Source organism: Planomonospora antibiotica (assembly GCF_014647955.1).
In the GTDB taxonomy this organism is placed as follows: domain Bacteria; phylum Actinomycetota; class Actinomycetes; order Streptosporangiales; family Streptosporangiaceae; genus Planomonospora; species Planomonospora parontospora.
Window position 1 is genome coordinate 61,218 of sequence record NZ_BMQE01000009.1, and the last position, 24,470, is coordinate 85,687.

The 24,470-nt window shown below is 71.7% G+C and carries 20 protein-coding genes and 1 tRNA gene; 5 read left to right on the forward strand and 16 right to left on the reverse strand.

All coding sequences use genetic code 11. From position 1 onward, the window contains the following. Positions 1–40 precede the first annotated feature (40 nt). Positions 41–463, forward strand: a complete 423-nt coding sequence (locus tag IEZ06_RS11020; RefSeq protein ID WP_189236708.1) for a PaaI family thioesterase — start codon at positions 41–43, stop codon at positions 461–463. Positions 464–738: 275 nt separating this feature from the next. On the opposite strand, the gene IEZ06_RS11025 is transcribed toward IEZ06_RS11020, so the two are convergent. Genes IEZ06_RS11025 through IEZ06_RS11035 form a run of 3 tightly spaced genes read right to left on the reverse strand, consistent with a single transcriptional unit; the run spans position 739 to position 3,210 of the window. Then, complete coding sequence (locus IEZ06_RS11025) at positions 739–1,491, reverse strand: amino acid ABC transporter ATP-binding protein (RefSeq protein WP_189236586.1); 753 nt, start codon at positions 1,489–1,491, stop codon at positions 739–741. Between the two features lie 5 nt (positions 1,492–1,496). Then, complete coding sequence (locus IEZ06_RS11030; protein WP_229797951.1) at positions 1,497–2,336, reverse strand: amino acid ABC transporter permease; 840 nt, start codon at positions 2,334–2,336, stop codon at positions 1,497–1,499. 22 nt (positions 2,337–2,358) lie between these two features. Beyond that, positions 2,359–3,210: an ABC transporter substrate-binding protein gene (locus IEZ06_RS11035; RefSeq protein WP_203871724.1), complete on the reverse strand. Its 852-nt coding sequence runs from the start codon at positions 3,208–3,210 to the stop codon at positions 2,359–2,361. Between the two features lie 162 nt (positions 3,211–3,372). On the opposite strand from IEZ06_RS11035, the gene IEZ06_RS11040 reads away from it, so the two are divergent. Next, the gene (locus IEZ06_RS11040; protein WP_189236589.1) at positions 3,373–3,930 is read left to right on the forward strand and encodes a DUF4352 domain-containing protein; all 558 of its coding nucleotides are present in this window, start codon (positions 3,373–3,375) and stop codon (positions 3,928–3,930) included. 60 nt (positions 3,931–3,990) lie between these two features. On the opposite strand, the gene IEZ06_RS11045 is transcribed toward IEZ06_RS11040, so the two are convergent. The 6 genes from IEZ06_RS11045 to IEZ06_RS11070 all read right to left on the reverse strand — a co-directional run bounded on the left by IEZ06_RS11045 (position 3,991) and on the right by IEZ06_RS11070 (position 9,985). Beyond that, positions 3,991–4,770: an ABC transporter ATP-binding protein gene (locus tag IEZ06_RS11045; protein ID WP_189236590.1), complete on the reverse strand. Its 780-nt coding sequence runs from the start codon at positions 4,768–4,770 to the stop codon at positions 3,991–3,993. Next, positions 4,760–5,572, reverse strand: a complete 813-nt coding sequence (locus IEZ06_RS11050; RefSeq protein WP_268245591.1) for an ABC transporter ATP-binding protein — start codon at positions 5,570–5,572, stop codon at positions 4,760–4,762. Before IEZ06_RS11050 ends, IEZ06_RS11045 begins: the two co-directional genes overlap by 11 nt. Beyond that, positions 5,569–6,717 carry a branched-chain amino acid ABC transporter permease gene (locus tag IEZ06_RS11055; protein ID WP_189236591.1) on the reverse strand — a complete coding sequence of 383 codons (1,149 nt, stop codon included), beginning with the start codon at positions 6,715–6,717 and terminating at the stop codon, positions 5,569–5,571. Before IEZ06_RS11055 ends, IEZ06_RS11050 begins: the two co-directional genes overlap by 4 nt. Continuing rightward, positions 6,714–7,682, reverse strand: a complete 969-nt coding sequence (locus tag IEZ06_RS11060) for a branched-chain amino acid ABC transporter permease (protein WP_189236592.1) — start codon at positions 7,680–7,682, stop codon at positions 6,714–6,716. Before IEZ06_RS11060 ends, IEZ06_RS11055 begins: the two co-directional genes overlap by 4 nt. Before the next feature lie 160 nt (positions 7,683–7,842). Then, positions 7,843–8,997: a branched-chain amino acid ABC transporter substrate-binding protein gene (locus IEZ06_RS11065; RefSeq protein WP_189236710.1), complete on the reverse strand. Its 1,155-nt coding sequence runs from the start codon at positions 8,995–8,997 to the stop codon at positions 7,843–7,845. A gap of 370 nt (positions 8,998–9,367) precedes the next feature. After that, the gene (locus IEZ06_RS11070; protein ID WP_268245592.1) at positions 9,368–9,985 is read right to left on the reverse strand and encodes an ANTAR domain-containing response regulator; all 618 of its coding nucleotides are present in this window, start codon (positions 9,983–9,985) and stop codon (positions 9,368–9,370) included. 114 nt (positions 9,986–10,099) lie between these two features. Between IEZ06_RS11070 and IEZ06_RS11075 the strand changes: the two genes are divergently transcribed. Beyond that, positions 10,100–10,172 (forward strand) — tRNA-Leu (locus tag IEZ06_RS11075). Positions 10,173–10,393: 221 nt separating this feature from the next. After that, positions 10,394–11,233, forward strand: a complete 840-nt coding sequence (locus IEZ06_RS11080) for a mechanosensitive ion channel family protein (protein WP_203871730.1) — start codon at positions 10,394–10,396, stop codon at positions 11,231–11,233. A 132-nt stretch (positions 11,234–11,365) separates the two neighbouring features. Here IEZ06_RS11080 and IEZ06_RS11085 read toward each other — a convergent pair whose 3' ends face one another. From IEZ06_RS11085 to gltB, 6 genes are all read right to left on the reverse strand, one after another. Continuing rightward, positions 11,366–11,671, reverse strand: a complete 306-nt coding sequence (locus tag IEZ06_RS11085) for a DUF6401 family natural product biosynthesis protein (RefSeq protein ID WP_203871722.1) — start codon at positions 11,669–11,671, stop codon at positions 11,366–11,368. Between the two features lie 168 nt (positions 11,672–11,839). Then, on the reverse strand, positions 11,840–13,258 hold the full coding sequence (gene pyk, locus IEZ06_RS11090) for a pyruvate kinase (protein WP_189236594.1): 1,419 nt from the start codon (positions 13,256–13,258) through the stop codon (positions 11,840–11,842). 78 nt (positions 13,259–13,336) lie between these two features. Then, positions 13,337–13,756 carry a DUF2784 domain-containing protein gene (locus IEZ06_RS11095; RefSeq protein WP_189236595.1) on the reverse strand — a complete coding sequence of 140 codons (420 nt, stop codon included), beginning with the start codon at positions 13,754–13,756 and terminating at the stop codon, positions 13,337–13,339. Positions 13,757–13,899: 143 nt separating this feature from the next. Further along, positions 13,900–15,699, reverse strand: coding sequence for a S8 family peptidase (locus tag IEZ06_RS11100; protein ID WP_189236596.1), 1,800 nt, complete (start codon positions 15,697–15,699; stop codon positions 13,900–13,902). A 123-nt stretch (positions 15,700–15,822) separates the two neighbouring features. After that, positions 15,823–17,301, reverse strand: a complete 1,479-nt coding sequence (locus IEZ06_RS11105; RefSeq protein WP_189236597.1) for a glutamate synthase subunit beta — start codon at positions 17,299–17,301, stop codon at positions 15,823–15,825. A 14-nt stretch (positions 17,302–17,315) separates the two neighbouring features. After that, positions 17,316–21,833, reverse strand: a complete 4,518-nt coding sequence (gene gltB, locus IEZ06_RS11110) for a glutamate synthase large subunit (RefSeq protein ID WP_189236598.1) — start codon at positions 21,831–21,833, stop codon at positions 17,316–17,318. Positions 21,834–22,106: 273 nt separating this feature from the next. Here gltB and IEZ06_RS11115 point away from each other — a divergent pair, with 273 nt between their 5' ends. Further along, positions 22,107–23,702 carry a bis-aminopropyl spermidine synthase family protein gene (locus IEZ06_RS11115; protein ID WP_189236599.1) on the forward strand — a complete coding sequence of 532 codons (1,596 nt, stop codon included), beginning with the start codon at positions 22,107–22,109 and terminating at the stop codon, positions 23,700–23,702. A gap of 80 nt (positions 23,703–23,782) precedes the next feature. Here the strand turns inward: IEZ06_RS11115 and IEZ06_RS11120 are convergent, their stop codons facing one another. Then, positions 23,783–24,400, reverse strand: coding sequence for a hypothetical protein (locus tag IEZ06_RS11120; protein ID WP_189236600.1), 618 nt, complete (start codon positions 24,398–24,400; stop codon positions 23,783–23,785). Positions 24,401–24,470: the final 70 nt, after the last annotated feature.

The following is a 24,470-nucleotide window of genomic DNA, read 5'->3' on the forward strand; positions in this document are numbered from 1 at the left end:
AGAAAACCTGGCCCAGCATGACAGGAGTCACCCCTTGACCATGACCGATCCCGACGAGACGTCCCCCATCGAGGAACTGCTGGGCGGCGCGCACAGGAACACCCTGGTCGAGCGGATGGGCATCGAGATCATGGAGGCGAGCGCCGAGCGCGTCGTCGCCACCATGCCCGTCGAGGGCAACACCCAGCCGTACGGCCTGCTGCACGGCGGCGCGTCCTGCGTCCTCGCCGAGACCATCGGCTCCGTCGGCTCGGCCCTGCACGCCGGCCCCGGCCGCATCGCCGTCGGCATCGAGATCAGCGCCACCCACCACCGCTCGGCCACCTCCGGCCTGGTCACCGGCGTGGCCACCCGCCTGCACGGCGGCCGGACGGTCGCCACCTACGACATCGAGATCACCGACGAGCAGGGCCGGCGCGTGTGCACCTCCCGGCTGACCTGCATGCTCCGCGACGCCCCCTGAGGGCGGCGTCCGAAGAAGTCCGGGCGGGCTGCGCATATCTTTGCGCCGTCGGCTCCGGTGGGGTTACGGTGGGTGACGGCGACGCCCGCGGGGGGCCGAGTAGAAAACGTGCGGAGTCGGGGAAGCTCCACACGGCGCCAAAGGCCTCCCGCGGGCTCGCCCCGCAGGGCACCCGCGCCCCTTCCTCCGGCGTCCCCGCCGCCCGCCCCGGACGCGCCTGTGGCCCGCCCCCGGCGAAGGGGGACGGGCCACCGCCTGCGGACCCTCCGGAGGGCTCAGACGTCGGTGTGGGTCGGGTCCAGCACCCGGCGCAGGAAGGACTTGGTGCGCTCGTGCCGCGGCGCGCCGATGACCTGCTCGGCCGGGCCGTCCTCGACGATGACGCCGCCGTCCATGAAGACCACCCGGTCGGCCACGTCGCGGGCGAACGCCATCTCGTGGGTGACCACCAGCATGGTCATGCCCTCCTCGGCCAGCTTGCGCATGACCGTGAGCACGTCGCCGACCAGCTCCGGGTCGAGCGCCGAGGTGGGCTCGTCGAAGAGCATCAGCGCCGGGCTCATCGCCAGCGCCCGGGCGATCGCCACCCGCTGCTGCTGGCCGCCGGAGAGCTGCGCCGGGTAGGAGTCGCGTTTGTCGGCGACGCCCACCTTCTCCAGGTTCTCCACGGCGATGCGTTCCGCCTCCGCCCTGCCGCGCTTGAGCACGCGGCGCTGGGCGATCATGACGTTCTCCAGCGCGGTCATGTGCGGGAAGAGGTTGAACTGCTGGAAGACCATGCCGACCCGGCGGCGGGCGGCGTCGATGTCGACGTCGCGGTGGGTCAGCTCGACCCCTTCCACGACCACCTGGCCCGAGGTGGGTTCCTCCAGCAGGTTCACGCAGCGCAGCAGCGTGGACTTGCCGGAGCCCGACGGTCCGATGACGCAGACCACCTGGCCGGGATCGACGGTGAAGTCGATGCCCTTGAGGACCTGCAGCGTGCCGAACGACTTGTGCAGGTTCCTGATCTCTACTGCGTGTGCCATGTTCCTCACCGCGCCTTCGCCTGGCGTGCCTCGAGCCGCCGCACCACGATGCTCAGCGGGATCGTGATCAGCAGGTAGGTCGCACCGGCCAGCAGCAGCGGCGTGCTGTCGGCGTACTCGGTGGCGATGTCCTGGCCGAACTTGGTCAGCTCGCTCGTCGCCGAGGTGACACCGATCGCGAACACCAGCGAGGAGTCCTTGAACAGCAGGATCAGCTCGTTGGTGAGCGGGGGGATCACGATGCGCAGCGCCTGCGGGATCACCACCGTGATCATGGCTCGGGAGTACGACATGCCCAGTGAGCGCGCCGCCTCCATCTGGCCCCGGGGCACCGCCTGCAGACCCGCCCGGATCGTCTCGGCCATGTAGGCCGCCGAGACCAGGCCGAGCGCGATCGCGACGACGCCGTACTCGTCGAAGGGGAACCGGATGCCCGGGAACGCGGTCGGGACCGCCAGCCCGAGCAGGATGAAGACCAGCACCGCCGGGAGGCCGCGGAAGACCTCGATGTAGACGAGCGCGATCCACCGGTTGGGCGCCGCGGAGGACAGCCGCATGAGCGCGACCACCAGTCCCAGGAAGAAGCCCAGGACGTACCCGGAGACCGTGTAGATCACCGTGTTCTTCAGCGCGATGGTGAAGATCTCCGGGAAGAGGTTCTCCGCCACCTTCATGTCGAGGAAGTGCTCGCGGATCGCCGCCCAGTCGGCCCAGCTCACCACCAGGGCGGCGAGGACGACGAAGACGGCGTACTGGACGCCGCGGCTGATGCTCCGCCGCTGACGGGGACTGAGCCCCGCCCCTCCGGAGGACGATCCGGAGGGGCCGACCGGAGGTCCGGTCATCGTGGACTGTTCTGACATGGAATCAGGCGCCCGGCTTCTTCCCGAACCACTTCTCGTAGATGGTGTCGTAGCTGCCGTCCGCCTTGGCCGCGGAGATGGCGTCGTTCAGGGCCTTCACCAGTTCGGTGCTGCCCTTCTTGGCGGCCACGCCGTACTGGGCACCGGTCTCGATGACGCCGCCCAGCTCGAACTTCTCCGCGATCTCGGGCTTCTTCAGCCAGTCGTTGATGACCGGCAGGTCCTGCAGGACCACGTCGACCTGGCCGGCCTGCAGCGCGGCGATCTGCTTGCCCGCGTCGTCGAACTGCTTGGGGTCGAAGCCCTTGCTCTTGGCGTAGTCGAGGCTCGTGGTGGCCGCCTGCACGCCGAAGCGGAGGTTGCCCGCCTTGACCTCCTCGATCGTGTTGACCTTCTTGCCCTTGGGCGAGAGGAAGGCGATCACCTCGTCGAAGTACGGGTCGGAGAAGTCGAGGTTGGCCTTGCGCTCCTCGGTGATGGTCATGCCTGCGGCGGCCACGTCGCACTTGCCGGCGTTGAGCGCCGCGCCGCTCTTGATCGAGTCGAACTTGATGTCGACGATCTCCTGCGTCACACCGAGCTTCTTGGCGGCGAGGTCGACGATCTCGACGTCGAATCCGACGACCTTGTCGCCCTCCTTGTACTGGAAGGGCGGGTACGGCAGGCTCGTGCAGGTGGTCAGCTTGCCGGGGGTGACCAGCTGGGGGCCGGCGGCGGCCGGGGCGCTGGACGAGGCACCCGCGCTGGGGCTGGCGGTGGTGGTGTCGCCACCGCCGCAGGCCGACAGGCTCAGCGCGCCGGCGACGACCACGGCGCCCACCGCGAGCGCCCGGCGGGGAATGAAACTCAGGCCCACGACGGCCTCCTTCTCGGTCAATGTCGCTTTTTGCATGGATACCTCAATGCGGGTGATGCTGCCTTACAGGTGCGGCAGGGCAGGTCACCGCTGTGACACGATTCGGACAACAACTTCAGTCATGCGTATTACTCCGACATACCCCGATTTAGCGTGATCTTCATGCCCCGCACCGCCGCACTCGCCGCGGTCGCCGCGCTCCTCCTGCCGGTGGCCGCCTGCTCCGGAGGGCCGGAGCCCCGGGCGGAGTCCGCGCCCCCGGCCGCCGCGACGCCGGCGTACGAGCTCCCGCCCCGCCCCGTCAGGCCCGGCGAGATCCGCGTCACGGCCGCCCCCGTGCAGGACGGCGACACCCGGTTCCAGGTGATCGGCCTGCAGAAGGGGCTCAGCGGCTTCTTCGCCAGCCACGCCGAGTGGCAGGCCAAGGGGCAGTACGTGGTGGTGCGGATCGTCGCCGACAACCCCGGGCGCACCAACTCCCGCTTCGACGCCGGCAGGCAGCGGCTGCTCACCGCCGACGGCGCGGCCCATCCGGTCGACGCGTTCGCCCAGGCGACCAAGCGGCAGCCGGACGCCTTCCTGCTGGGCGCCGGCGTCCGGGTCGAGATGGACCTGTGGTTCGACGTCCCCGAGGAGGCCTCGGTGACCGGGATCCGGCTGTACGGCGACCCGCCGCTGGGATACACCCGCACGGACGGCGCCACCGTGCCGCTGGGATGAGCAACGCGAGCGGGCGGGCCCGCCGTCGCGGCGGGCCCGCCCGTGATCACGCGGTACGGCTCACGCCTCGCCCGCGGCCGGCTTGTCCGCAGACACCTCGTCCGCGGCCGGCCCCTGCGCGGGCGCGTCGTGCCCGAGACCGCCGCCGAGGTAGGCGGCCTGCACGTCGGGGTCGTCGAGCAGCTGCGCCGCGGGGGCGCTCTTGACCACCCTGCCGGTCTCCAGCACGTAGGCCCGGTGGGCGAGCTTCAGCGCCTGCTGGGCGTTCTGCTCCACCAGCAGCACCGTGACGCCGCGCCGGTTGATCTCCTCGATGATGTCGAAGATCTGCTGGACCAGCAGCGGGGCCAGGCCCATGGACGGCTCGTCCAGCAGCAGCACCTTCGGCTTGGCCATCAGCGCCCGGCCGATGGCGAGCATCTGCTGCTCGCCGCCGGACATCGTGCCGGCCGCCTGGTTGCGGCGCTCGGCCAGCCGCGGGAACAGCTCGTAGGCCTCGGCGAGCTCGGCGCCGAAGTCGCCCGAGCGGGTGTAGGCGCCCATCAGCAGGTTGTCGTGGACCGTCATGCCGGGGAAGATGCCCCGGCCCTCGGGGGCCTGCCCCAGACCCGCCATCACGCGCTTGTGGCCGGGCATCCTGCTGATGTCCTGGCCGTCGAAGACGATGCTCCCCGACGTCAGGCCGCGCAGCCCGGAGATCGTCTTCAGGGTGGTCGTCTTGCCCGCCCCGTTCGCTCCGATGAGCGTGACGATCTCGCCCTCGTTCACCTCGACCGAGATGCCCTTGAGCGCCGCGATCTTGCCGTAGTGGACGTGGATGTCCTTGATCTCAAGAAGCATCTGCCGGTGCCCCCAAATACGCCTCGACGACCCGGGGGTCGTTCCGCACCTCGTCGGGCAGACCGTCGGCGATCTTCTGGCCGAAGTCCAGCACCGCGATGCGGTCGCTGATGCCCATGATGAGGCTCATGTCGTGCTCGATGATCAGAATGGTCCGCCCGGCGTCCCGGATGTCGCGGATGAGCTGCTGCAGCGCCACCTTCTCCGCCGGGTTCATGCCCGCGGCGGGCTCGTCCAGCAGCAGCAGCTTCGGGTCGGTCGCCAGTGCCCGGGCGATCTCCAGGCGCCGCTGGTCGCCGTAGGGCAGGTTCTTGGCGTGGTCGTGCGCCCGGTGCGGGATGCCGACGAACTCCAGCAGCTCCATCGCCAGTCTGCGGCCGTCCCGCTCCGCCTGGCGGTGCCAGGGCAGACCGAGCGCCACGCTCACCATGCCGGACCGGTGGTGGGCGTCCGCGCCCACCATGATGTTCTCGACCGCCGTCATGTTGTGGAACAGCCGGATGTTCTGGAACGTCCGGGCCACGCCCTTACGGGTGATCTTGAAACGCTTGGTCCCGCTGATCTTCTCGCCCAGGAAGCGGACCTCGCCCTGGGTCGGCCGGTAGACGCCGGTCACCACGTTGAACACCGTGGTCTTGCCGGCGCCGTTCGGGCCGATGAGCGCGAAGATCTCACCCTCGTTGACCGTCAGGTTCACGTCGTTCAGCGCCGTGACGCCACCGAACCGCATGACGAGGTCCTTCAGTTCCAGCATCGCGCGGCCACCGCGCGCCTGGCCCGCAGCACTCGCTTCGGTGCTCACTTGGAGGCCACCTCCTCACCGTGCGACTCCGGCCCGGGCACCTCTGCACCGAGCGTACCCATCCCGCCTGACCCCTCTTTCAGCTCCGCTTTTCGCTGGCGCGACGGGAGCAGGCCCTCCGGACGGAAGATCATCAGCGCGACGAGCACCGCGCCGAAGATCAGCATGCGGTACTCCTGCAGGCCGCGGAAGCGCTCGGGCAGCCAGGCCACGATGAACGCGCCCAGCATGACGCCCGGCAGGTTGCCCGCGCCGCCCATGACCACCGCGGCCAGGATCGTGGCCGAGAGCAGGAACTGGAAGTCGTTCGGGTTGATCGAGATGGACTTGGCCGCCCACAGCACGCCCATCGCGCCGCCGATCGAGGCGCCGATGGCGAAGGCCAGCATCTTGAAGCGGAAGGTCGGCACGCCCATGACCTCGGCCGCGTCCTCGTCCTCCCGGATCGCCGCCCAGGCGCGTCCCACCCGGCTCTTCTCCCAGCGCTTGACCAGGATGATCACCACGACGGCGAGGGCCACCAGCAGGTAGTAGTAGGGCCGCGGGTCGAGCACGCCGTACTTGAAGATCTCGACGTCGCCGATGTAGATGCCCTCGATGCTCGGCGGGTGCGGGATGCCGCGGACGCCGTTCGGGCCGCCGATCTCGTCGGTGTTCCTGGCGGTGATGCGGATGATCTCACCGAAGCCCAGCGTGACGATCGCCAGGTAGTCGCCGCGCAGCCGCAGCGTCGGGGCGCCCAGCGTGAGGCCGGACAGCGCGCAGACCAGGATGCCGGCCACCATGATCAGCCAGAAGTTCCAGCCCATCCGGGTGCCGAGCAGCGCCATCGCGTAGCCGCCGACGGCGTAGAAAGCGACGAAGCCCAGGTCGAGCAGGCCCGCCTGGCCCACCACGACGTTCAGGCCGATGGCCAGCAGCACGTAGGTGCCGATCGGGAAGAACAGGATCGTCGCCCAGTCGGTGTCGGGCGACATGAAGCTGCCGATGGTCTCCGACGGCAGCAGCAGCGCCGCCACGATCAGGAGCAGGTAGACGGCCCAGCGCTGCCAGCCGGGGGCCTGCTGCCAGCGATCGTGCATCACGTCGCCGGCATGACCCAGCCGCCGGCGGAAACCTGCCACGGAAGTCTGCTTGTCGTTCATGCGCGCGCCTGCTGGAGTGATTCACCGAGGATGCCGGTGGGGCGGAACATCAGGACCAAGACGAGGATGGTGAAGGAGATCACGTGCTTCCAGTCGGAGCCGAAGAAGATCGCCCCGTAGTTCTCCACCAGACCGAGCGTGACTCCGCCGACCAGGGCGCCCCGCAGGTTGCCGATGCCGCCCAGGACGGCCGCGGTGAACGCCTTGATGCCGAAGAGGAAGCCGATGTAGTAGTTCGTGTTCTCATAGGCGATCAGGTACAGCGCGCCGGCCACGCCGGCCATGCCGCCGCCGATGAGGAACGTCATCCGCACGACGGAGTCGATGTTGACGCCCATCAGGACCGCGGCCTCGGGGTTCTGCGCGGTGGCGCGGATGCCGCGGCCGATCTTCGTGCCGTTCACCAGCCGGTCCAGCACGATCATCATGCCGACGGCCGCCACGACGACCACCACCTGGTGCAGCTTGACCGGGTGGCCGGCGATCGAGAACAGGTCCGTCCGCTCCATGATCTGGGGCAGGGCCATCTGGATCCGGCCCTGCTGGGGGCGGTCGAAGACGTTCGGGATCACGATGAGCGCGAACAGCTCCTGAAGGAAGATCGAGGCGCCGATCGCGGAGATGAGCGCCGCGAGCCGCGACGCGCCGCGGCGGCGCAGCGGCCGGTAGGCGATACGCTCCAGCGCCACCGCCGTGCCCGCGGAGGCCAGCATGCCGGCCAGGATCATCAGGATGATCACGCCGACCAGCGCGAGGCCGGTGAGCGCCGAGTTGATGCCCAGCACGAACGGCACGAACATCGCACCGAAGGTGCCGATCATGAACACTTCGGAGTGCGCGAAGTTGATCAGCCTGAGCACGCCGTACACCATCGTGTAGCCGAGCGCGATCAGGGCGTAGATCGATCCGAAGGCCAGGCCGTCGACCGTTGACGGCCAGAACTGATTGATGAAGTCATTGAACACTGAGGATTACCACTTCTAGCGGGGATCGCCTGCACTGTCCGGTAGTCACCGCTTCCAGCGGATCTCGTGAACCTGCCCGGAAGTGCGCGGAGAGCGGGGACCGCACCGCGGCCATCCCGCTCCCCGCGCCGACTACCAACTCTCCTCGGAGCCTGCGGACTCAGCCCAGCTTCGCCTCCGCGGCCTTGCCGAGCAGCGTGATCGCGCCGCCCTTGACCTGGTAGATGTAGATGTCCTTGGCCTCGACCTCACCGTTCGGGGCGAACTTCACCTGCTTGGAGACGCCCGCGATGTCCACCGTGGAGATGAACTGGTTGATGTCCTCGGGCGTGGTCTTGCCGGCCTTGATCGCCTCGATGAAGACCGTCGCGGCGTCGTAGCCCTCGGAGGCGTAGATCGCCGGGTCGGCGTTGTAGGCGGCCTTGTAGGCGTCGGCGAAGCCCTTCACCTTGGCGTCCGTGACGTCCGGGGTGGCGATGTAGCACGGGCAGCCGATGAGCGCGCCCTCGGCGTTGTCCGCGCCGGCGCCCTCGATCAGGCCCTTGTCCAGCGAGCCGTCGCCGGAGAGGAACTTGGCGTCGACGTTCTTGTCGCGGAGCTGCTTGAGCAGGTTGCCGCCCGCGGCGTAGTAGCCGCCGAAGAAGATCGCGTCCGGCTTGGCCGCGGCGACCTTGTTCGCGACCGAGGAGAAGTCGCTCTCCGCCGGGTCGAGCGAGTCGTTGGTCACCTTGACGCCCTTGGTGGCCAGCTGGGCGCGGACCGCGTCGGCCAGCGGCTTGCCGTACTCGGACTTGTCGTCGATGACGAACACGTTCTTCGCGGCGGCGCCGCCCGCGATGAAGTCCGCGATGCCGGGGCCCTGGACGCCGTCGTTCGGCAGCACGCGGTGCCAGTACTTCCAGCCGTTCTCGGCGAGCTTCACGTTCGTGGCCGAGGCCGAGATGCTCGGGAGCTTCGCCTCCTCCAGGACCGGGCCGACCTGGGCCGACTCGCCGGAGAACGCCGGGCCGACCAGACCGACGATCTTGTCGGTCTTGATGGCCTGCTGGGCCAGGGCGACGGCCTTGGAGGGGTCGGCCTGGCTGTCGTACTCGACCAGCTCGATCTTCACCGCGGGGTTGGTCTTGTTGTACTGGTCGATGGCGAGCTTCGCACCGTTCCGCGGCGGGATGACGATGCCGGCGTTCGCACCGGTCAGGTCACCCATGAAGCCGATCTTGACGGTGCTCGGGGCGGCAGCGTTGGAGCCGCCGTCCGCCGGCGTGGTCTCCGAGCCGCCGTTGCCGCAGGCAGCGAGACCGAGGGCGAGCGCCATGCCGGCGGCAAGCACTCCACCGAGGCGAGCAGTCTTAGGCCGCAAGGTTGCCTTCCTTTCACCCGGCCCTTCGTCGGGACCGAGTTCACAGATGCCCTCCCCTGACGGGGTGGTCAGGAGGTTGTGTCGGTTAGTACAACCAGCGGATGTCACAGGTCGGTACAGGAACGCCTGCCGTTACCGCTTCGTTATTACACCGATCCTATTCATCTACCAGCGCAAAGGCCGCCGATACCCGCTACCTGCGATCTTTCCCGTCCCACCTTTCGGACATGCGAGAGCCCGCGCGCCCCCTGTTCCCAGGGGGCGCGCGGGCTCACCGCGAGAGATCGTCCCGCCGCGCGGCGGGACGCGGGCCGGGCGGCCGCCGTCAGGCTTCCGCGGCCTCACCGCCCCCGCCGTCCGCCCCCGGTGCGGGCGTCCCGCCCACCACGATCTGCGCCACCTCGCGCATGCTCAGCCGCCGGTCCATGGACGCCTTCTGGATCCACCGGAACGCCTGCGGCTCGCTCCACCCGTGCTCGGCCATGAGCAGCCCCTTGGCCCGCTCCACGAGCTTGCGCGTCTCCAGGCGCTCCGAGAGGGTGCCGACCTCCCGCTCCAGCGCCGCGATCTCCTCGTGCCGGCTCACCGCCATCTCGATCGCCGGCACCAGGTCCGACTTCGTGAACGGCTTCACCAGGTAGGCCATCGCCCCGGCGTCCCGGGCCCGCTCGACCAGATCACGCTGCGAGAAGGCGGTCAGGATCAGGCACGGCGCGATCCGCTGCGACACGATCTGCTCGGCGGCCGAGATCCCGTCCAGGACGGGCATCTTCACGTCCAGGATCACCAGATCGGGCCTGAGCTCGGACGCCAGCCTGACCGCGGTCTCCCCGTCCCCGGCCTCGCCGACGACGGCGTACCCGTCCTCCTCCAGCATCTCCTTGAGGTCGAGGCGGATCAGCGCCTCGTCTTCCGCGATCACCACTCGCCGCTGCGTACTCACGAGCAAGAGAGTACCGACGTCCGCTAGATTGGAACCACGCCGGTGCCCGTGATCGATCCGCCCCTGGGTTAAGATCACAGCCGGCAGCCGCGGTCCCGACCGGACCGGAGACGGGCCCCGATATCCCAACGGCAGAGGAAATGGTCTCAAACACCATCGAGTGTGGGTTCGAATCCCACTCGGGGCACCTCGCCCGGAGCCACCCGGCCTAGCGCAGGGTGGCTCCGCCGCTTTCCCGTCCCGGAGCCGCCCTCTCGCCTCCGCCGTCGCGCACCCTCCCTGAGCACGCACGACCCGCCGGTTTTGTGGATAAAAATCCACATTTGGGGCATTTATCCACGTTGGGAGACCCATCGTCCCGGTGGGCCTGTGCCGTACGTCAACGAGGAGGCCCCCATGGCCGCTCCCATCGATCTCGGCAGGGGCGTGTCCGACGCCTGGGCGTCGATCGTCGCCTTCGTCCCCCGGTTCGTCGCCTTCCTGGTGATCCTGCTGGTGGGCTGGGTGATCGCCAAACTCCTGTACAAGGCGGTCGACGCCGTCCTGGAGCGGGTCGGGTTCGACCACTGGGTCGAACGCGGCGGGATCGGCCGCGCGCTGGAACACGCCCGCTACGACGCCTCGGACCTGATCGCCAAGCTCATCTACTACGCGGTGCTGCTGATCACCCTGCAGATCGGCTTCTCCGTCTTCGGCCCGAACCCGATCAGCGACCTGCTCGGCGGCGTGGTGGCCTGGCTGCCGAAGGCCGCCGTGGCGATCGTGATCGTGGTGGTCGCCGCGGCCGTCGCCAACGCGGTGAAGGACATCGTCTCCGGGGCGCTGGGCGGCCTGTCCTACGGCAGGGTCCTGGCGAACATCGCCGCGGTGTTCATCATCGGCCTCGGCGTGATCGCCGCGCTGAACCAGATAGAGGTGGCCACCGCGGTGACCACGCCGGTGCTGGTGGCCTTCCTGGCCACCGTCGCGGGCATCCTCGTCGTCGGCGTCGGCGGCGGCCTGATCCGCCCGATGCAGCGGCGCTGGGAGGGATGGCTGGACCGGGCCGAGAGCGAGACCGACGCCCTGCGCGGCCAGGCGGCCGCCTACGACCGGGGCCGCGCGGACGCGAGGTCGTCCGTGGGAGCGCCGGGCACCGTGCACCCGCCGGCTCCGGGCGCCACGCCGCAGCCCTCCGGCGAGGGCGTGCTGCACTCCGTGCCGGGGCCGCACTCCCGGCCCGGGGAGGCGCCGCCGCCGCGGGCGTGAGCCGGAGCCACCGCCGCGGGCCCGCTCTCCCCTGCCGGAGGCGGGCCCCGGCCGGGGACGGGCGCACGGCCCCCCGTACGGGGTCGCCCCGCGCGAGGTCGCCCCGTACGGGGCCGTCCCGCACCGGGAGGCTCAGGCCGCGGCGGGCGCCGGATCGAGCATGAGGCAGACCGCGCTGAGCCGCAGCGCCGCGAAGTCGAGGGGCTGGTCCGGGCCGGGCGCCCGCCAGCCCGCCTCGTGGGCGCCGTCCCAGAAGCCGATGAGGTAGCCCAGCAGCGAGACCGGCCCGACCTGCTGGCCGAGGGAGACGATGGCCTGCCGCACCTCGGCGGCGTGCTGGTCGAGCGCCGCGCCGACCCCCGGGTGCTGGACGCGCAGGTCGAGCACCCGCTGGGCGAACTCCGCGCGGAGCCGGGCGGGCCATGATCGTTCGGACACGGTCGTTCCCTGGGTGTGTGCTGCCGGTACGGCAGTCACGATAAGCCGCCGAAGGACGAGAAACGACCGTTTCGCCCCCTCATCGGGCGCTGTGCACCGCTACTGCACCCGGCCGGGCTCCCCGCCGAGCACACGGTCGCGCGTCCGGCGGGGTGCGGCCGGGGCGAGTCAGACCGCGGCGCCGATGGTGTGCACCCGCAGGGCGTTGGTGGTGCCGGCGTGGCCGGGAGGGGAGCCCGCGACGATGACGACCTTGTCGCCCTTCTCCAGGCGGGCCTGGGTGAGCAGGGCGGCCTCGACCTGGCGGACCATGTCGTCGGTGTGGTGGACGAAGGGGACCTCGAAGGTCTCCACGCCCCAGACGAGGGCGAGCTGGTTGCGCACGTGCGAGGCGGAGGTGAAGGCCAGCAGCGGGATCGGCGAGCGGTAGCGGGCCAGGCGGCGGGCGGTCTCACCGGACATGGTGAAGGCCACCAGCGCCTTGGCCCCGACGATGGCGCCCACCTCGGCCGCGGCCCTGGCGATGGCCCCGCCGGTGGTCTCCGGGAGGCGGTGCAGGCTGTGGGTGGCCTCCAGCACGGACCGCTCAGCGGCGCTGGCGATGCGGCTCATCGTCTCGACGGACTCGATCGGGTAGGTCCCGACCGAGGTCTCGCCGGAGAGCATGACCGCGTCGGCGCCGTCCATCACGGCGTAGGCGACGTCGGAGGCCTCGGCCCGGGTGGGGCGCGGGGCGCTCATCATCGAGTCCAGCATCTGGGTGGCGACGATGACGGGGCGGGCCTTCTCCCGGCAGAGCTCGATCGCGCGCTTCTGCACGATCGGCACGTCCTCCAGGGGGAGCTCCACGCCGAGGTCGCCGCGGGCGACCATGATGCCGTCGAAGGCCTCGACGATCTCGGGCAGGAGGTCGACCGCCTGCGGCTTCTCGATCTTGGCCAGCAGCGGGAGCCGGACCGCCTCCTGCTCCATGATGTTGCGCACGACGTGGGCGTCGGAGGGCCGGCGCACGAAGGAGAGGGCGATCATGTCGAACCCGGTGCGCAGGGCCCACCGGAGGTCGGCCTCGTCCTTGTCGGTGAGGGCGGGGGCGCTGACGTCGACGCCGGGCAGGTTGAGGCCCTTGTTGTCGGAGATCATGCCGCCGATGACGACCCGGGTGGTGACGCGGGGGCCCTCGACCCGGGTGACCTCGAGGTGGACCCGGCCGTCGTCGACCAGGATGCTGTCGCCGGGGCGGACGTCCTTGTGCAGGCCGAGGTAGGTGGTGGAGACCTGCTCGCGGTCGCCGGGGACGTCTTCGGTGGTGATGGTGAAGACGTCGCCGAAGCCCAGGCGGACGGGGCCGTCCTCGAACCTGCCGACGCGGATCTTGGGTCCCTGCAGGTCGGCGAGCACGCCCACGCCGCGGCCGAGCTCGGCGGCAGCCTCCCTCACTCTGTCGTAGACCTCTTTGTGCAGCTCGTGGCTGCCGTGGCTGAGGTTGAAGCGGGCCACGTCCATGCCGGCGGCGATGAGCTCGCGCAGGCGTTCGGGAGAGGAGGTGGCGGGGCCGAGAGTGCAGACGATTTTCGCGCGACGAGTCACGGGTCCTAGCCTAATTGGTACAGACCACTCGGATGTGACAGTGGTCATAGCGTCGGAGAAATAATCGGTGACATAACGCTACCCCCGGGCTACCGGAGGTGGTGAACCGGCCCCTCCGTGTCCGGGTCGCCCTGTTCGTGCCCTCCGGCGGCGGGCCAGCAGGAGGCAGCCGGCCCAGGAGACGGCCACGAGGACGGCGACGGCGAGACGGGCCAGGTCGGCGTGCCTCTCGGGGTAGACCACCCCTTCGATGTAGTGGTCGATGAAGCCGCCCGGCACGAGCCCCCGCTCCCCCGCCTTGCGCCTGCCCCAGTCCTCGACGACCGTCAGCGGGCACTCGGCCCCGGTGGTGACGGAGAACACTCCCCAGGCGGCGACGGCGAGGTGGGCTCCGATGAGGCGGGGCCAGCGCCAGGCGAGGAACCCGCCGACCGCCATGAAGACGAGGAAGAGGAAGTGCACCACCATCGCGGCTTCCCCGATGAGGAGATACGCCATGGTTCACGATAAGCCGCCCCGGGCACCGGGGCATCCGCGCTTCCGACGCCGGCACCCGGCGGGCGTGGACCGTGCGGGGCCGCGCCCCGGTGAGGCCGGAGGGCGCGACCGGCCCCCGGTGCCGCGGGCCGGCGTGAGGCGGGTCAGTGGTGGTCGACGGCGGCGGCCCGGGCCGCGTCGACGACGCCGCGGCCGTAGAAGCCGTTGCGGGTCTTCCCGCCCTCGCAGGTGTGCCGCTCCTTCGCCTGCTCGTAGCGGTAGACGTACGTGCGGGGCGAGGGGCACGCCTTCCGCGTGGCGCTGGCGTACAGCAGGCGCTCGACGTCGGCGGGGGGCATGGTGAGCTCGTCCCAGCCCGCTCCCTCGCGGAAGCGGCCGGGCTCGCCGAAGCGGCTCACCAGGATCGCGGCGACGCCGGTGGCGTGCGGGGCGGCCATGGAGGTGCCCGCGAGGTACTGGTAGTAGGCGCAGGTCCCGCCCTGGCAGTCGCGCACCACGCTCGTGCTGGTGGGCCTGCCGTCCTTGGCGAGCAGGCCCTGGGCGCGGACGACGTGCTCGGGGACGGCGGCCAGGACCGTCCTGGTGACGTCGAACCCCGCGCCGCCGTCGTACTCGTCGCCGCCGGGCGCCGCCAGGTCGGTCTGCTCGGTGCCGTAGTCGGAGTAGTAGGCCTTGCGCCCGCTCGGGCCGACCGCGGAGACCGAGATGACGCCCTTGGACTCGGCCGGCACGTTGAGGCAGGAGTTGTCGACCTTGCGGACGCGCGCGGCCTCGGCCGGGTAGTCGGGGCTCGTCGTGTCGGTCTTCGGCCGTCCGAGGTCGGTGGAGCCGTTGCCGATGGCGCTGATGAGCGTGACGCCGCGCTTGCGGGCGTAGTCGAGGGCGCGCTGCATGCCGGTGATGACGCCGCGCTGCTCCAGCTGCTCGGCCTTGGAGTCGGCGGGGTTGGCCGCGCAGTTGAACAGCCACGGGTCGACGTAGTAGCTCATGTTGACCACGTCGATGCCGCTGTCGGCGGCGTAGGTGAGCGCGTCGAGGCTGGGCTTGAGGAAGAACAGGCCGGAGTCCTGCCCCGCGCGGAGGTTGACCAGGGTCACGCCGGGGGCGACCCCGGCGATGCCGAGGCCGTTGACCGGGGAGGCGATGGTGCTGGCGACGTGGGTGCCGTGGCCGTCGTCGTCCCAGTCGGCGGGGTCCTTGCAGCCCTTGAACTCGCACGGCCCGTCGAGCTCCGCGCCGGTGGGGTCCTCCGGCAGGTCGGTGACGAAGTTGCGGCTGCGCTCGCGGTCGAAGTTGGGCGCGATGTCGGGGTGCCTGCCGTCGACGCCGGTGTCGATGACGCCCACCAGGACCTTCCGGTCACCGGGGGCGGTGGCGTGGGAGCCGGCGGCGGTGGCGCCGATCATCTTCATGTCCCACTGGCGCCCGGCGAGGGGCTCGGCGCCGGTCTCGCTCCGGGAGAACGCGCCGGCCTCGGGCAAGGACGCGCCCGCCTCCCGGGCCGCGGACCCCGCGGGGCGGGGGCCGGCCGCCGTGCCCCGGGCCGGGGCCGCGGGGCGCGCGGTGGCGGTGGCGGTGGCGGTGGCGGTGGCGGTGGCGGTGCCGATCCTGCGGTCGGAGGAGACGCCCGCGACGGCGGGGTTCCCGCCGAGCTCCTCGACGAAGCGCGCGGCAGAGCCCCCGGCGCCTCCGGCGGCCCTGGCGACGATGTAGCCGAGCTTCGGCTCGGTGGACAGGACCTCGCCGCCGGCCGCGGCGACGGCCCGCAGCGCCCGGGCGTGCCCGCCCGGAGTGTAGAAGACCAGGTGGTCGCGGGCCTGCCCGGTGGAGGCCGCAGAGGCCGTGGCGGAGGCCGTACCGGCGGCCCCCGCGGCGGGGGTGCCCGCCAGGGTGACGGCCGCGGCCAGCACCGCGGCCGTCAGGAGCCCTCTCCCGTGTTCCATTCACCCTCCATGCCCGCAAAGACCTAGAACCAGCATCTTTCAGGCATGTATCGGGTAAAGCAACTCGGCGACCGGCCGGGCCGCGGGGTCCGCGACGGTGTGCGGACCCCGCGGCCCGGGACGTCAGACGAGCGGCCGGGCGGTCGGCGGGATCGCGACCGGCAGAGCCGTCCGCCCGGTGAGGTGGCGGTCGGCCGCCGCGGCGGCCGAGCGGCCCTCGGCGATCGCCCAGACGATCAGCGACTGGCCGCGGCCCATGTCACCGGCCACGAACACGCCCTCGACGGCGGACATGTAGCCCTTGTCGCGGGCGACGTTGCCCCGGGCGTCGTAGAAGCCCTCGCCGCCCTCGGCGGCCAGGTCCGCCAGCAGGGCGCCCTTCTCCGGGCCGGTGAAGCCCATCGCCAGGGTGACCAGCTCGGCCGGGATCTCCCGCTCGGTGCCGGGGATCGGCGCGAAGCCCTTCGCCGGCCCCTCCACCTCGACCAGGCGCAGCGCCCGGACGTTGCCGTCGGCGTCGCCGACGAACTCGGTGGTGGAGACCGCGTAGACGCGGGCCCCCTCGCCGTCGGCCAGCTCCTCGTGGGCGCTCTCCGTCTTGAACAGGATGGGGAACGTGGGCCACGGCTGGCTGCCCGGCCGGGCGGCCGGCGGCTGCGGCATGATCTCCAGCTGGGTCACCGAGGCGGCGCCCTGCCGGATCGCGGTGCCGATGCAGTCGGCGCCGGTGTCGCCGCCGCCGATCACGACGACGTGCTTGCCCTTCGCCGAGATCGGGGACTCGGGGAAGTCGCCCTCCTGGACCCTGTTGGCCGGCGGGAGGTACTCCATCGCCTGGTGGATGCCGCCCAGGTCGCGTCCGGCGACCGGCAGGTCCCGCCACTGGGTCGCGCCCCCGGCCAGGACCACCGCGTCGAACTCCGCGCGCAGCTGCGCGGCGGTGACGTCCACGCCGACGTTCACGCCGGTGCGGAACTCGGTGCCCTCGGCCCGCATCTGCTCCAGCCGCCGGTCGATGTGGCGCTTCTCCATCTTGAACTCGGGGATGCCGTAGCGGAGCAGGCCGCCGATCCGGTCGGCCCGCTCGAAGACCACCACGTCGTGCCCGGCGCGGGTGAGCTGCTGGGCGGCGGCCAGGCCCGCGGGGCCCGAACCGACGACCGCCACCCGCTTGCCGGTCCTGACCGGCGGGACCTGCGGGACGACCCAGCCCTCGTCGAAGGCGCGGTCGATGATCTCGACCTCGACCCGCTTGATCGCGACCGGGTCGGAGTTGATGCCCAGGACGCACGCCGCCTCGCACGGAGCCGGGCACAGGCGGCCGGTGAACTCCGGGAAGTTGTTGGTGGCGTGCAGCCGCTCGATCGCCTCGCGCCAGTCGTCCCGGTAGACCAGGTCGTTCCACTCGGGGATGAGGTTGCCGAGCGGGCAGCCGTTGTGGCAGAACGGGATGCCGCAGTCCATGCAGCGGGACGCCTGCTTCGTCAGCTTCTCGGCGGGGAAGTCCTGGTAGACCTCCCGCCAGTCGCGGATGCGGACGTCCACCGGGCGGCGCGCCGGCAGCTCGCGCCCGTGGTTCAGGAAACCCTTCGGGTCAGCCATCGGTGTTACCCCCCTTATCCCTGGACCGCGGCCGTCATGACCGCCTCGTCGATGTCCCTGCCCTCGAGCCGCGCGGCCTCGGCGGCGCGCAGGACCCGCTTGTAGTCGGTCGGCATGATCTTGCTGAAGCGCGCCGGGTCCCAGTCGGCCAGCAGTTCCCTGGCGACCGGGGAGCCGGTCTCGGTCAGGTGCGCTTCGACGATCCTCCGCAGCTCCTCGGAGTCGGCCTCGCCGAGCGGCTCGATCTCCACCATCTCGCGGTTGACCCGCGCGGGGTCGAGGTCCAGCAGGTAGGCGATGCCGCCGGACATGCCGGCCGCGAAGTTGCGGCCGGTCGGGCCGAGCACGACGACCCGCCCGCCGGTCATGTACTCGCAGCCGTGGTCGCCGACGCCCTCGACGACCGCGGTGGCGCCGGAGTTGCGGACGCAGAACCGCTCGCCCATGACGCCGCGGACGAACGCCTCACCGGAGGTCGCGCCGTACAGGCCGACGTTGCCGGCGATGATGTGGCCGTCGAGCGGGGCGGCCTCGTGCGGCCGGACGATGACCCGGCCGCCGGACAGGCCCTTGCCGAGGTAGTCGTTGGCGTCGCCGGTCAGGCGCAGCGTGATGCCGCGCGGGACGAAGGCGCCGAAGGAGTTGCCCGCCGAGCCGGTGAACCGGACGTCGATGGTGCCGTCGGGCAGGCCGGCTCCGCCGTACCGCTTGGTCACCTCGTGGCCGAGCATGGTGCCGACCGTGCGGTTGACGTTGCGGATGGGCAGGTCCAGCGTGACCGGGGTGCCGTCCGCCAGGGCGCCCTCGGCCAGCTGGATGAGGGTGTTGTCCAGGGCGGCGTCCAGGCCGTGGTCCTGCTCGCGCACCTTGCGCACCGCGGCGCCCTCGGGCAGTTCCGGCTGGTGCAGGATCGGCCCGAGGTCCAGGCCGGCCGCCTTCCAGTGGTCCTCCGCCGAGGCGGTGTCGAGCAGCTCGGCGTGGCCGATGGCCTCCTCCAGCGAGCGGAAGCCCAGCTGGGCGAGGTACTCGCGGATCTCCTCGGCGATGAACTCGAAGAAGTTGACCACGAACTCGGGCCTGCCGGTGAAGCGCCGCCGCAGCTCGGGGTTCTGGGTGGCGACGCCGACCGGGCAGGTGTCCAGGTGGCAGACGCGCATCATGACGCAGCCGGAGACGACCAGCGGCGCGGTGGCGAAGCCGTACTCCTCGGCGCCGAGCAGCGCGGCGATGACCACGTCGCGGCCGGTCTTGAGCTGGCCGTCGACCTGGACCGTGATCCGGTCGCGCAGGCCGTTGAGCAGCAGCGTCTGCTGGGTCTCGGCCAGGCCCAGCTCCCAGGGGGCGCCGGCGTGCTTGAGCGAGGTCAGCGGGGACGCACCGGTGCCGCCGTCGTGGCCGGAGATGAGCACGACGTCGGCGTGGGCCTTGCTCACGCCCGCCGCGACCGTGCCGACGCCGACCTCGGCCACGAGCTTGACGTGCACGCGGGCGACCGGGTTGGCGTTCTTCAGGTCGTGGATGAGCTGGGCGAGGTCCTCGATGGAGTAGATGTCGTGGTGCGGCGGCGGCGAGATGAGGCCGACGCCGGGGGTGGAGTGCCGGGTCTTGGCGATCCACGGGTAGACCTTGTGGCCGGGCAGCTGGCCGCCCTCGCCGGGCTTGGCGCCCTGGGCCATCTTGATCTGGATGTCGTCGGCGTTGACGAGGTACTCGCTGGTGACGCCGAAGCGGCCGGAGGCCACCTGCTTGATCGAGGAGCGGCGGGCCGGGTCGTAGAGGCGCTCGGGGTCCTCGCCGCCCTCGCCGGTGTTGGACTTGCCGCCCAGCCGGTTCATGGCGATCGCCAGGGTCTCGTGCGCCTCGGCGGAGATGGAGCCGTACGACATCGCGCCGGTGGAGAACCGCTTGACGATCTCGCTGACCGGCTCGACCTCGTCGATGGGGACCGGCTCGCGTACACCGTCCCTGAACCTGAACAGCCCGCGCAGCGTCATCAGCCGCTCCGCCTGGGAGTCCACGAGGCCCGTGTACTCCTTGAAGATCTCGTAGCGGCGGGTGCGGGTGGCGTGCTGCAGCTTGAAGACGGTCTCGGGGTTGAACAGGTGCGGCTCGCCCTCGCGGCGCCACTGGTACTCGCCGCCGACCTCCAGCCGGCGGTGGGCGTTCTCCACGCGCGGGTAGGCCCGCAGGTGCCGCTCGGCGGTCTCGCGCGCCAGGACGTCGAAGCCGACGCCGCCCAGGCGGGAGGTGGTCCCGGCGAAGCAGGTGTCGACGACCTCCCGGCCGAGCCCGAGCGCCTCGAAGATCTGCGCGCCGGTGTAGGAGGCGACGGTGGACACGCCCATCTTGGACATGACCTTCAGCACGCCCTTGCCGTACGCCTTGATCAGGTTGCGCACGGCCTTGTGCCGGTCGACCTTCAGCACGCCGGTGTCGACCATGTCCTCGACGGTCTCGATGGCGAGGTAGGGGTTGACCGCGCCGGCACCGTACCCGATCAGCAGCGCCATGTGGTGGCACTCGCGGGCCTCGCCGGTCTCGATGACCAGGCCCACCCGGGTCCGGGTCTTCTCGGCGATCAGGTGGTGGTGGACCGCGCCGGTGAGCATCAGCGACGGGATCGGGGCGAGCTCCGCGGAGGAGCCCCGGTCGGACAGCACGATGATCCGCGCGCCGCCGGCGATGGCCGCCGACACCTCGGCCCGGATCTCCGTCAGGCGCCGGACCAGCGCCCGGCCGCCGCCCGCGACCTCGTACAGGCCGGAGACGACGTACGGCTGGAAGCCGGGGAGGGCGCCCTCGTCGTTGATGTGGATGATCTTGGCGAGCTCGTCGTTGTCGATCACCGGGTACGGCAGGACCAGCTGGCGGCAGGAGGCCGGGCCCGGGTCGAGCAGGTTGCCCTCGGGGCCGATGGTGCTGGCCAGGGAGGTGACGAGCTCCTCGCGGATGGCGTCCAGCGGCGGGTTGGTCACCTGCGCGAACAGCTGGCTGAAGTAGTCGAACAGCAGCCGGGGCTTCTCGCTGAGCACGGCGACGGGGGTGTCGGTGCCCATCGAGCCGATCGGCTCGGCGCCCGTCCTCGCCATCGGCGACAGGATGATCCGCAGCTCCTCCTCGGTGTAGCCGAAGGTCTGCTGCCGCTTGACGAGCGCCTCGTGGGTCGGGATCTCGCGGGAGCGGGCGGGCAGCTCCTCGAAGCGGACCAGGCCGGCGTGGAGCCACTCGGCGTAGGGCAGCTCGGCGGCGAGCTCCGCCTTGATCTCGTCGTCCTCGATGATCTTGCCGCGGGCGGTGTCGATCAGGAACATCCGGCCCGGCTGCAGGCGGCCCTTGCGGACCACCCGCTCGGGCTCGATGTCGAGCACACCGGCCTCGGAGGCCAGCACGACGAGGCCGTCGTCGGTGACCCAGAACCGGCCGGGGCGCAGACCGTTGCGGTCGAGGACCGCGCCGACCAGCGTGCCGTCGGAGAAGGTGATCGAGGCCGGGCCGTCCCAGGCCTCCATCAGCGAGGAGTGGAACTCGTAGAACGCCCGCCGCGCGGGGTCCATCTCGGTGTGGTTCTCCCACGCCTCGGGGATCATCATCAGCACCGCGTGCGGCAGCGTGCGGCCGGCGAGGTGGAGCAGCTCCAGCGCCTCGTCGAAGGAACCGGTGTCGGAGCTGTCGGGGTCGCAGATGGGGAAGAGCCGCGCCAGGTCGCCGGGGAGGTTGGCGGTCTCCAGCATCGCCTCGCGGGCGCGCATCCAGTTGCGGTTGCCCTTGACCGTGTTGATCTCGCCGTTGTGGGCGACGTAGCGGTAGGGGTGCGCCAGCGGCCACGACGGGAACGTGTTGGTGGAGAAGCGCGAGTGGACCAGGGAGATCGCGGTCTCGTAGCGCTCGTCGCTCAGGTCGGGGAAGAACGGCTCGACCTGGCCGGGGGTGAGCATGCCCTTGTAGACGATCGTCCGCGACGACAGCGAGGGGAAGTAGACGTCCGCCTCGTGCTCGGCCCGCTTGCGCAGGCAGAAGGCCGGCCGGTCGAGCTCCAGGCCGGACTCGCCGCCCGGGGACGACACGAAGAGCTGGCGGAAGAACGGCATCACCGCGCGGGCGCTGGGGCCCGGGAGGGTCCGGTCGACCGGGACGTCGCGCCAGCCGAGGACGGTCAGGCCCTCCTCCGCGGCGATCTCCTCGATCATCCGCTCGGCGGTCGCGCGCGCCTCGGCGTCGACCGGCAGGAAGGCCGTGCCGGCGGCGTAGGAACCCGCGGGGGGCAGCTCGCGGACACCGGCCTCGGCGGCCACCGCGCGCAGGAACGTGTCAGGAATCTGCGTCAGGATCCCGGCACCGTCACCGGTGTCCGGTTCGCTACCCTGGGCCCCCCGGTGATCGAGATTGCACAGCGCCGTCAGAGCCTTGGCGACGATGTCGTGGCTGCGTCGTCCGGCCACGTCCGCGACCATGGCGACACCGCAGGCGTCGTGCTCGTGCGCGGGGTCGTAGAGGCCCTGGGGCTCGGGAAAACCGAGGTGGGCAGCAGGCATCGAATCCCTCCCGTCGTCTTCTTCTGCTTCGTGTGGAAACAAGCAAAGGGACGACGTTGGCCCTGCTGCGTGGTGAGTAGAGGTTACCGTACCCTGTCGGAAACCTCCCTACCCGGCCCTGGACGCAGCTATTTGACGCTGCTTCGTCCATTTCGCCGGACGGGCAGGCCGGAGGCCGTGCCCCTCCCGGCCGGAGAGCGGTGGTCCGGGCCTCTGCCGCCCCGCGCCCCGCGCCACCGGCCGCCGGACGGGCGTTCCTCTAGGGTTGGGCCCATGAACGGGATCGAGGGGCTTCTCCGGCACGCGGGCGTGGACGGCAGGCGGCTGCGGACGGCGCTGGCGCTGCTCGGCGACGGCAGGTGGTGGACGCTGGCCGCCCTGGTCCGCGAGACCGCGACGTCCCGGCGGGCGATCGAGGCCCTGCTCCGCGAGGCCGAGGCCGAGGCCCGCCTGGAGCGCTCCGGCGACCGGTTCCGGCTCCGCGAGCCGCTCCCCGGCCTGTCCGCCGCCCCGCACGGCCCCGCCGACCCGGTGGCCCACCTGCTCGGCGGGCACGCCGATCTCCTGGCCCGGATGGAGGAGCTGGTCGCCAAGGCCCCCCGGGGCCGCCAGGCGCTGGACCACGTGGCCGCGACCGCCGACACCGTGGTCCGGCGGGCGCTGCTGATGGACGCCCGGTTCTGGCTGCCCGGGGCGCGGATCCTGTGCGTGGGCGACCACGACCTGACCTCGCTGGCGACCGCGCTGCTGCGCCCGGACGCCGAGGTGGCCGTGGTGGACGTCGACGAGCGCATCCTCGCCTACATCGCCGAGCAGGCCGAGCGGCTCGGGGTGGACGTCCGCACCCGCTGGGCCGACCTGCGCCTGGGACTGCCCGCCTCCGTGCAGGGCTGGGCCGACCTGGCCGTCACCGACCCGCCGTACACGCCGGAGGGCATCGGCCTGTTCGCCGCCCGCGCCGTCGAGGGGATCGCCGACCGGGAGCACGGCCGCATCCTGCTGGCGTACGGCGCCGGCGAGCGCACCCCGGCGCTGGCGCTGAAGGTCCAGCACGCGCTCTCGGCCCTCAACCTGGTCAGCGAGGCGATCTACCCGGACTTCAACCGCTACCACGGCGCCGAGGCCATCGGCTCGGCCGCCGATCTGTACCTCCTGCGCCCCACGACGAAGACGTGGCCCGCCGTGGCCGCCCGCGTCGACGGGCTCGGCGCGGCCATCTACACCCACGGCCCCCAGTCCGTCGAGTCCCGGCCCGCCGACGTCGCCCCCGACCTGACCCCGGAGGGGCCCGCGGGGTTCTCCCCCGCCGTGCTCGTCGGGGAGTGGCCGCGGGACACGCTGCCGCGGATTCCCCGGGCCCGGCTCTCGACCTGGCTCGCCAAGCCGTACGCCGCCGACCCCGCCGAGGTCGCGGTGGCCGTGCCGGCCGGGATGGAGTCCGTGCTCCCCCGCCTCCTCCTCGCCACCCGGGCCCGCCGCGTCCGGGCCTGGACGGCCGCGCCCTCGGGGGACCTGCCCGCCGGGCCGCTGTCCTGCGTCTACGAGCTGACCGTGACGGGCCGGACCGTCGACGCCGTACGGCGTCCGCTCCCCGAGTCCGCGCAGGAGCGGGTCCTGCGCCGGATCCTCGACAACTCCCACGGCAAGCTCGCCAACACCTGGCGCGAGGCCCTCATCAGGGAGCGGGGCGAGTTGACCAAGAAGCAGGCGAAGGCCGTCGTCGCGGAGGCCGCCCCCTGGTCCGCGGACGTCACCGTGCTGGAGCTGCCCGCCTGCCGCCTGGCGGAGCTGCCCGCCGCGGTGGCGGCCTCCCTCGCCGCACCGGCCGCCGACGGACCAGCGCTGAGACCGCCGACGGACCAGCGCTGAGACCGCCGACGGACCAGCGCTGAGACCGCCGACGGACCAGCGCTGAGACCGCCGACGGCCCCGCAGGCGGGACGAGAAGATCAGACCAGCCGCCGCTGGACCGCGAAGCCGAGGCCGTCGACGGCCAGCTGCGGGTGGGTCAGGTCCACCCCGGCCCCCGGTCCCGCGGGCGCGACCCAGCTCACGGTGACGTAGTGGCCCAGCGCCCTGGCCTGGGCCCAGCCCCGGGCGCCGTCGAACGCCCCGGGGAGGCCGGGCGCCGGCCGGACGAACCCGTCGCCGCCGAGCGCGGTGACGAGCCGGTCGGCGGCGGCGGAGTCCGCCAGGTTGAAGATGAGGAACTGCCCGGCGATCCGGCCGTCCGCCGAGGTGTAGCCGGCCCGCAGTGCCTGGGTGCATCCGGCGACGGCCGCCTCGGCGCTCCCCCACACGGCCGAGGCGCAGTCGGCCAGGGACTCGGGGCTCCCGCCCGTCAGCGTGATCCCGCCGGAGGCGACCTGCCCGGCGGGGAAGACCTCGGCGGCGGTCAGCGGCTCCGGGTCGAGCGCGCGGGTGGCGATCGGGGCGTAGTGGGCGGTGTTCAGCTCGCTCCGGAAGGTCGACGGCCGCACACCGGCCTCCTCGCGCAGCAACCACCAGGACGCCGTCCCGGCGGCGGCGACGACGGCTGCGGCGGCCACGGCGATCCACTTGCGCATGGGCACCGAGCTTACCGGGGTGCAGGCGGCCTCGGCGGCGGTCCGGGCGGCGCCTCCGGACCGGGCCGCC

What these genes read in the sequence shown, in the direction of transcription:
- IEZ06_RS11120 (WP_189236600.1), bottom strand. Translation starts at nt 24,400, where the DNA reads ATGCGCAAGTGGATCGCCGTGGCCGCCGCAGCCGTCGTCGCCGCCGCC.
- IEZ06_RS11100 (WP_189236596.1), bottom strand. Translation starts at nt 15,699, where the DNA reads ATGGAACACGGGAGAGGGCTCCTGACGGCCGCGGTGCTGGCCGCGGCC.
- IEZ06_RS11030 (WP_229797951.1), bottom strand. Translation starts at nt 2,336, where the DNA reads ATGACCGGACCTCCGGTCGGCCCCTCCGGATCGTCCTCCGGAGGGGCG.
- IEZ06_RS11105 (WP_189236597.1), bottom strand. Translation starts at nt 17,301, where the DNA reads ATGGCTGACCCGAAGGGTTTCCTGAACCACGGGCGCGAGCTGCCGGCG.
- IEZ06_RS11055 (WP_189236591.1), bottom strand. Translation starts at nt 6,717, where the DNA reads ATGAACGACAAGCAGACTTCCGTGGCAGGTTTCCGCCGGCGGCTGGGT.
- IEZ06_RS11095 (WP_189236595.1), bottom strand. Translation starts at nt 13,756, where the DNA reads ATGGCGTATCTCCTCATCGGGGAAGCCGCGATGGTGGTGCACTTCCTC.
- IEZ06_RS11040 (WP_189236589.1), top strand. Translation starts at nt 3,373, where the DNA reads ATGCCCCGCACCGCCGCACTCGCCGCGGTCGCCGCGCTCCTCCTGCCG.
- gltB (WP_189236598.1), bottom strand. Translation starts at nt 21,833, where the DNA reads ATGCCTGCTGCCCACCTCGGTTTTCCCGAGCCCCAGGGCCTCTACGAC.
- IEZ06_RS11115 (WP_189236599.1), top strand. Translation starts at nt 22,107, where the DNA reads ATGAACGGGATCGAGGGGCTTCTCCGGCACGCGGGCGTGGACGGCAGG.
- IEZ06_RS11045 (WP_189236590.1), bottom strand. Translation starts at nt 4,770, where the DNA reads ATGCTTCTTGAGATCAAGGACATCCACGTCCACTACGGCAAGATCGCG.
- IEZ06_RS11025 (WP_189236586.1), bottom strand. Translation starts at nt 1,491, where the DNA reads ATGGCACACGCAGTAGAGATCAGGAACCTGCACAAGTCGTTCGGCACG.
- IEZ06_RS11065 (WP_189236710.1), bottom strand. Translation starts at nt 8,997, where the DNA reads ATGGCGCTCGCCCTCGGTCTCGCTGCCTGCGGCAACGGCGGCTCGGAG.
- IEZ06_RS11020 (WP_189236708.1), top strand. Translation starts at nt 41, where the DNA reads ATGACCGATCCCGACGAGACGTCCCCCATCGAGGAACTGCTGGGCGGC.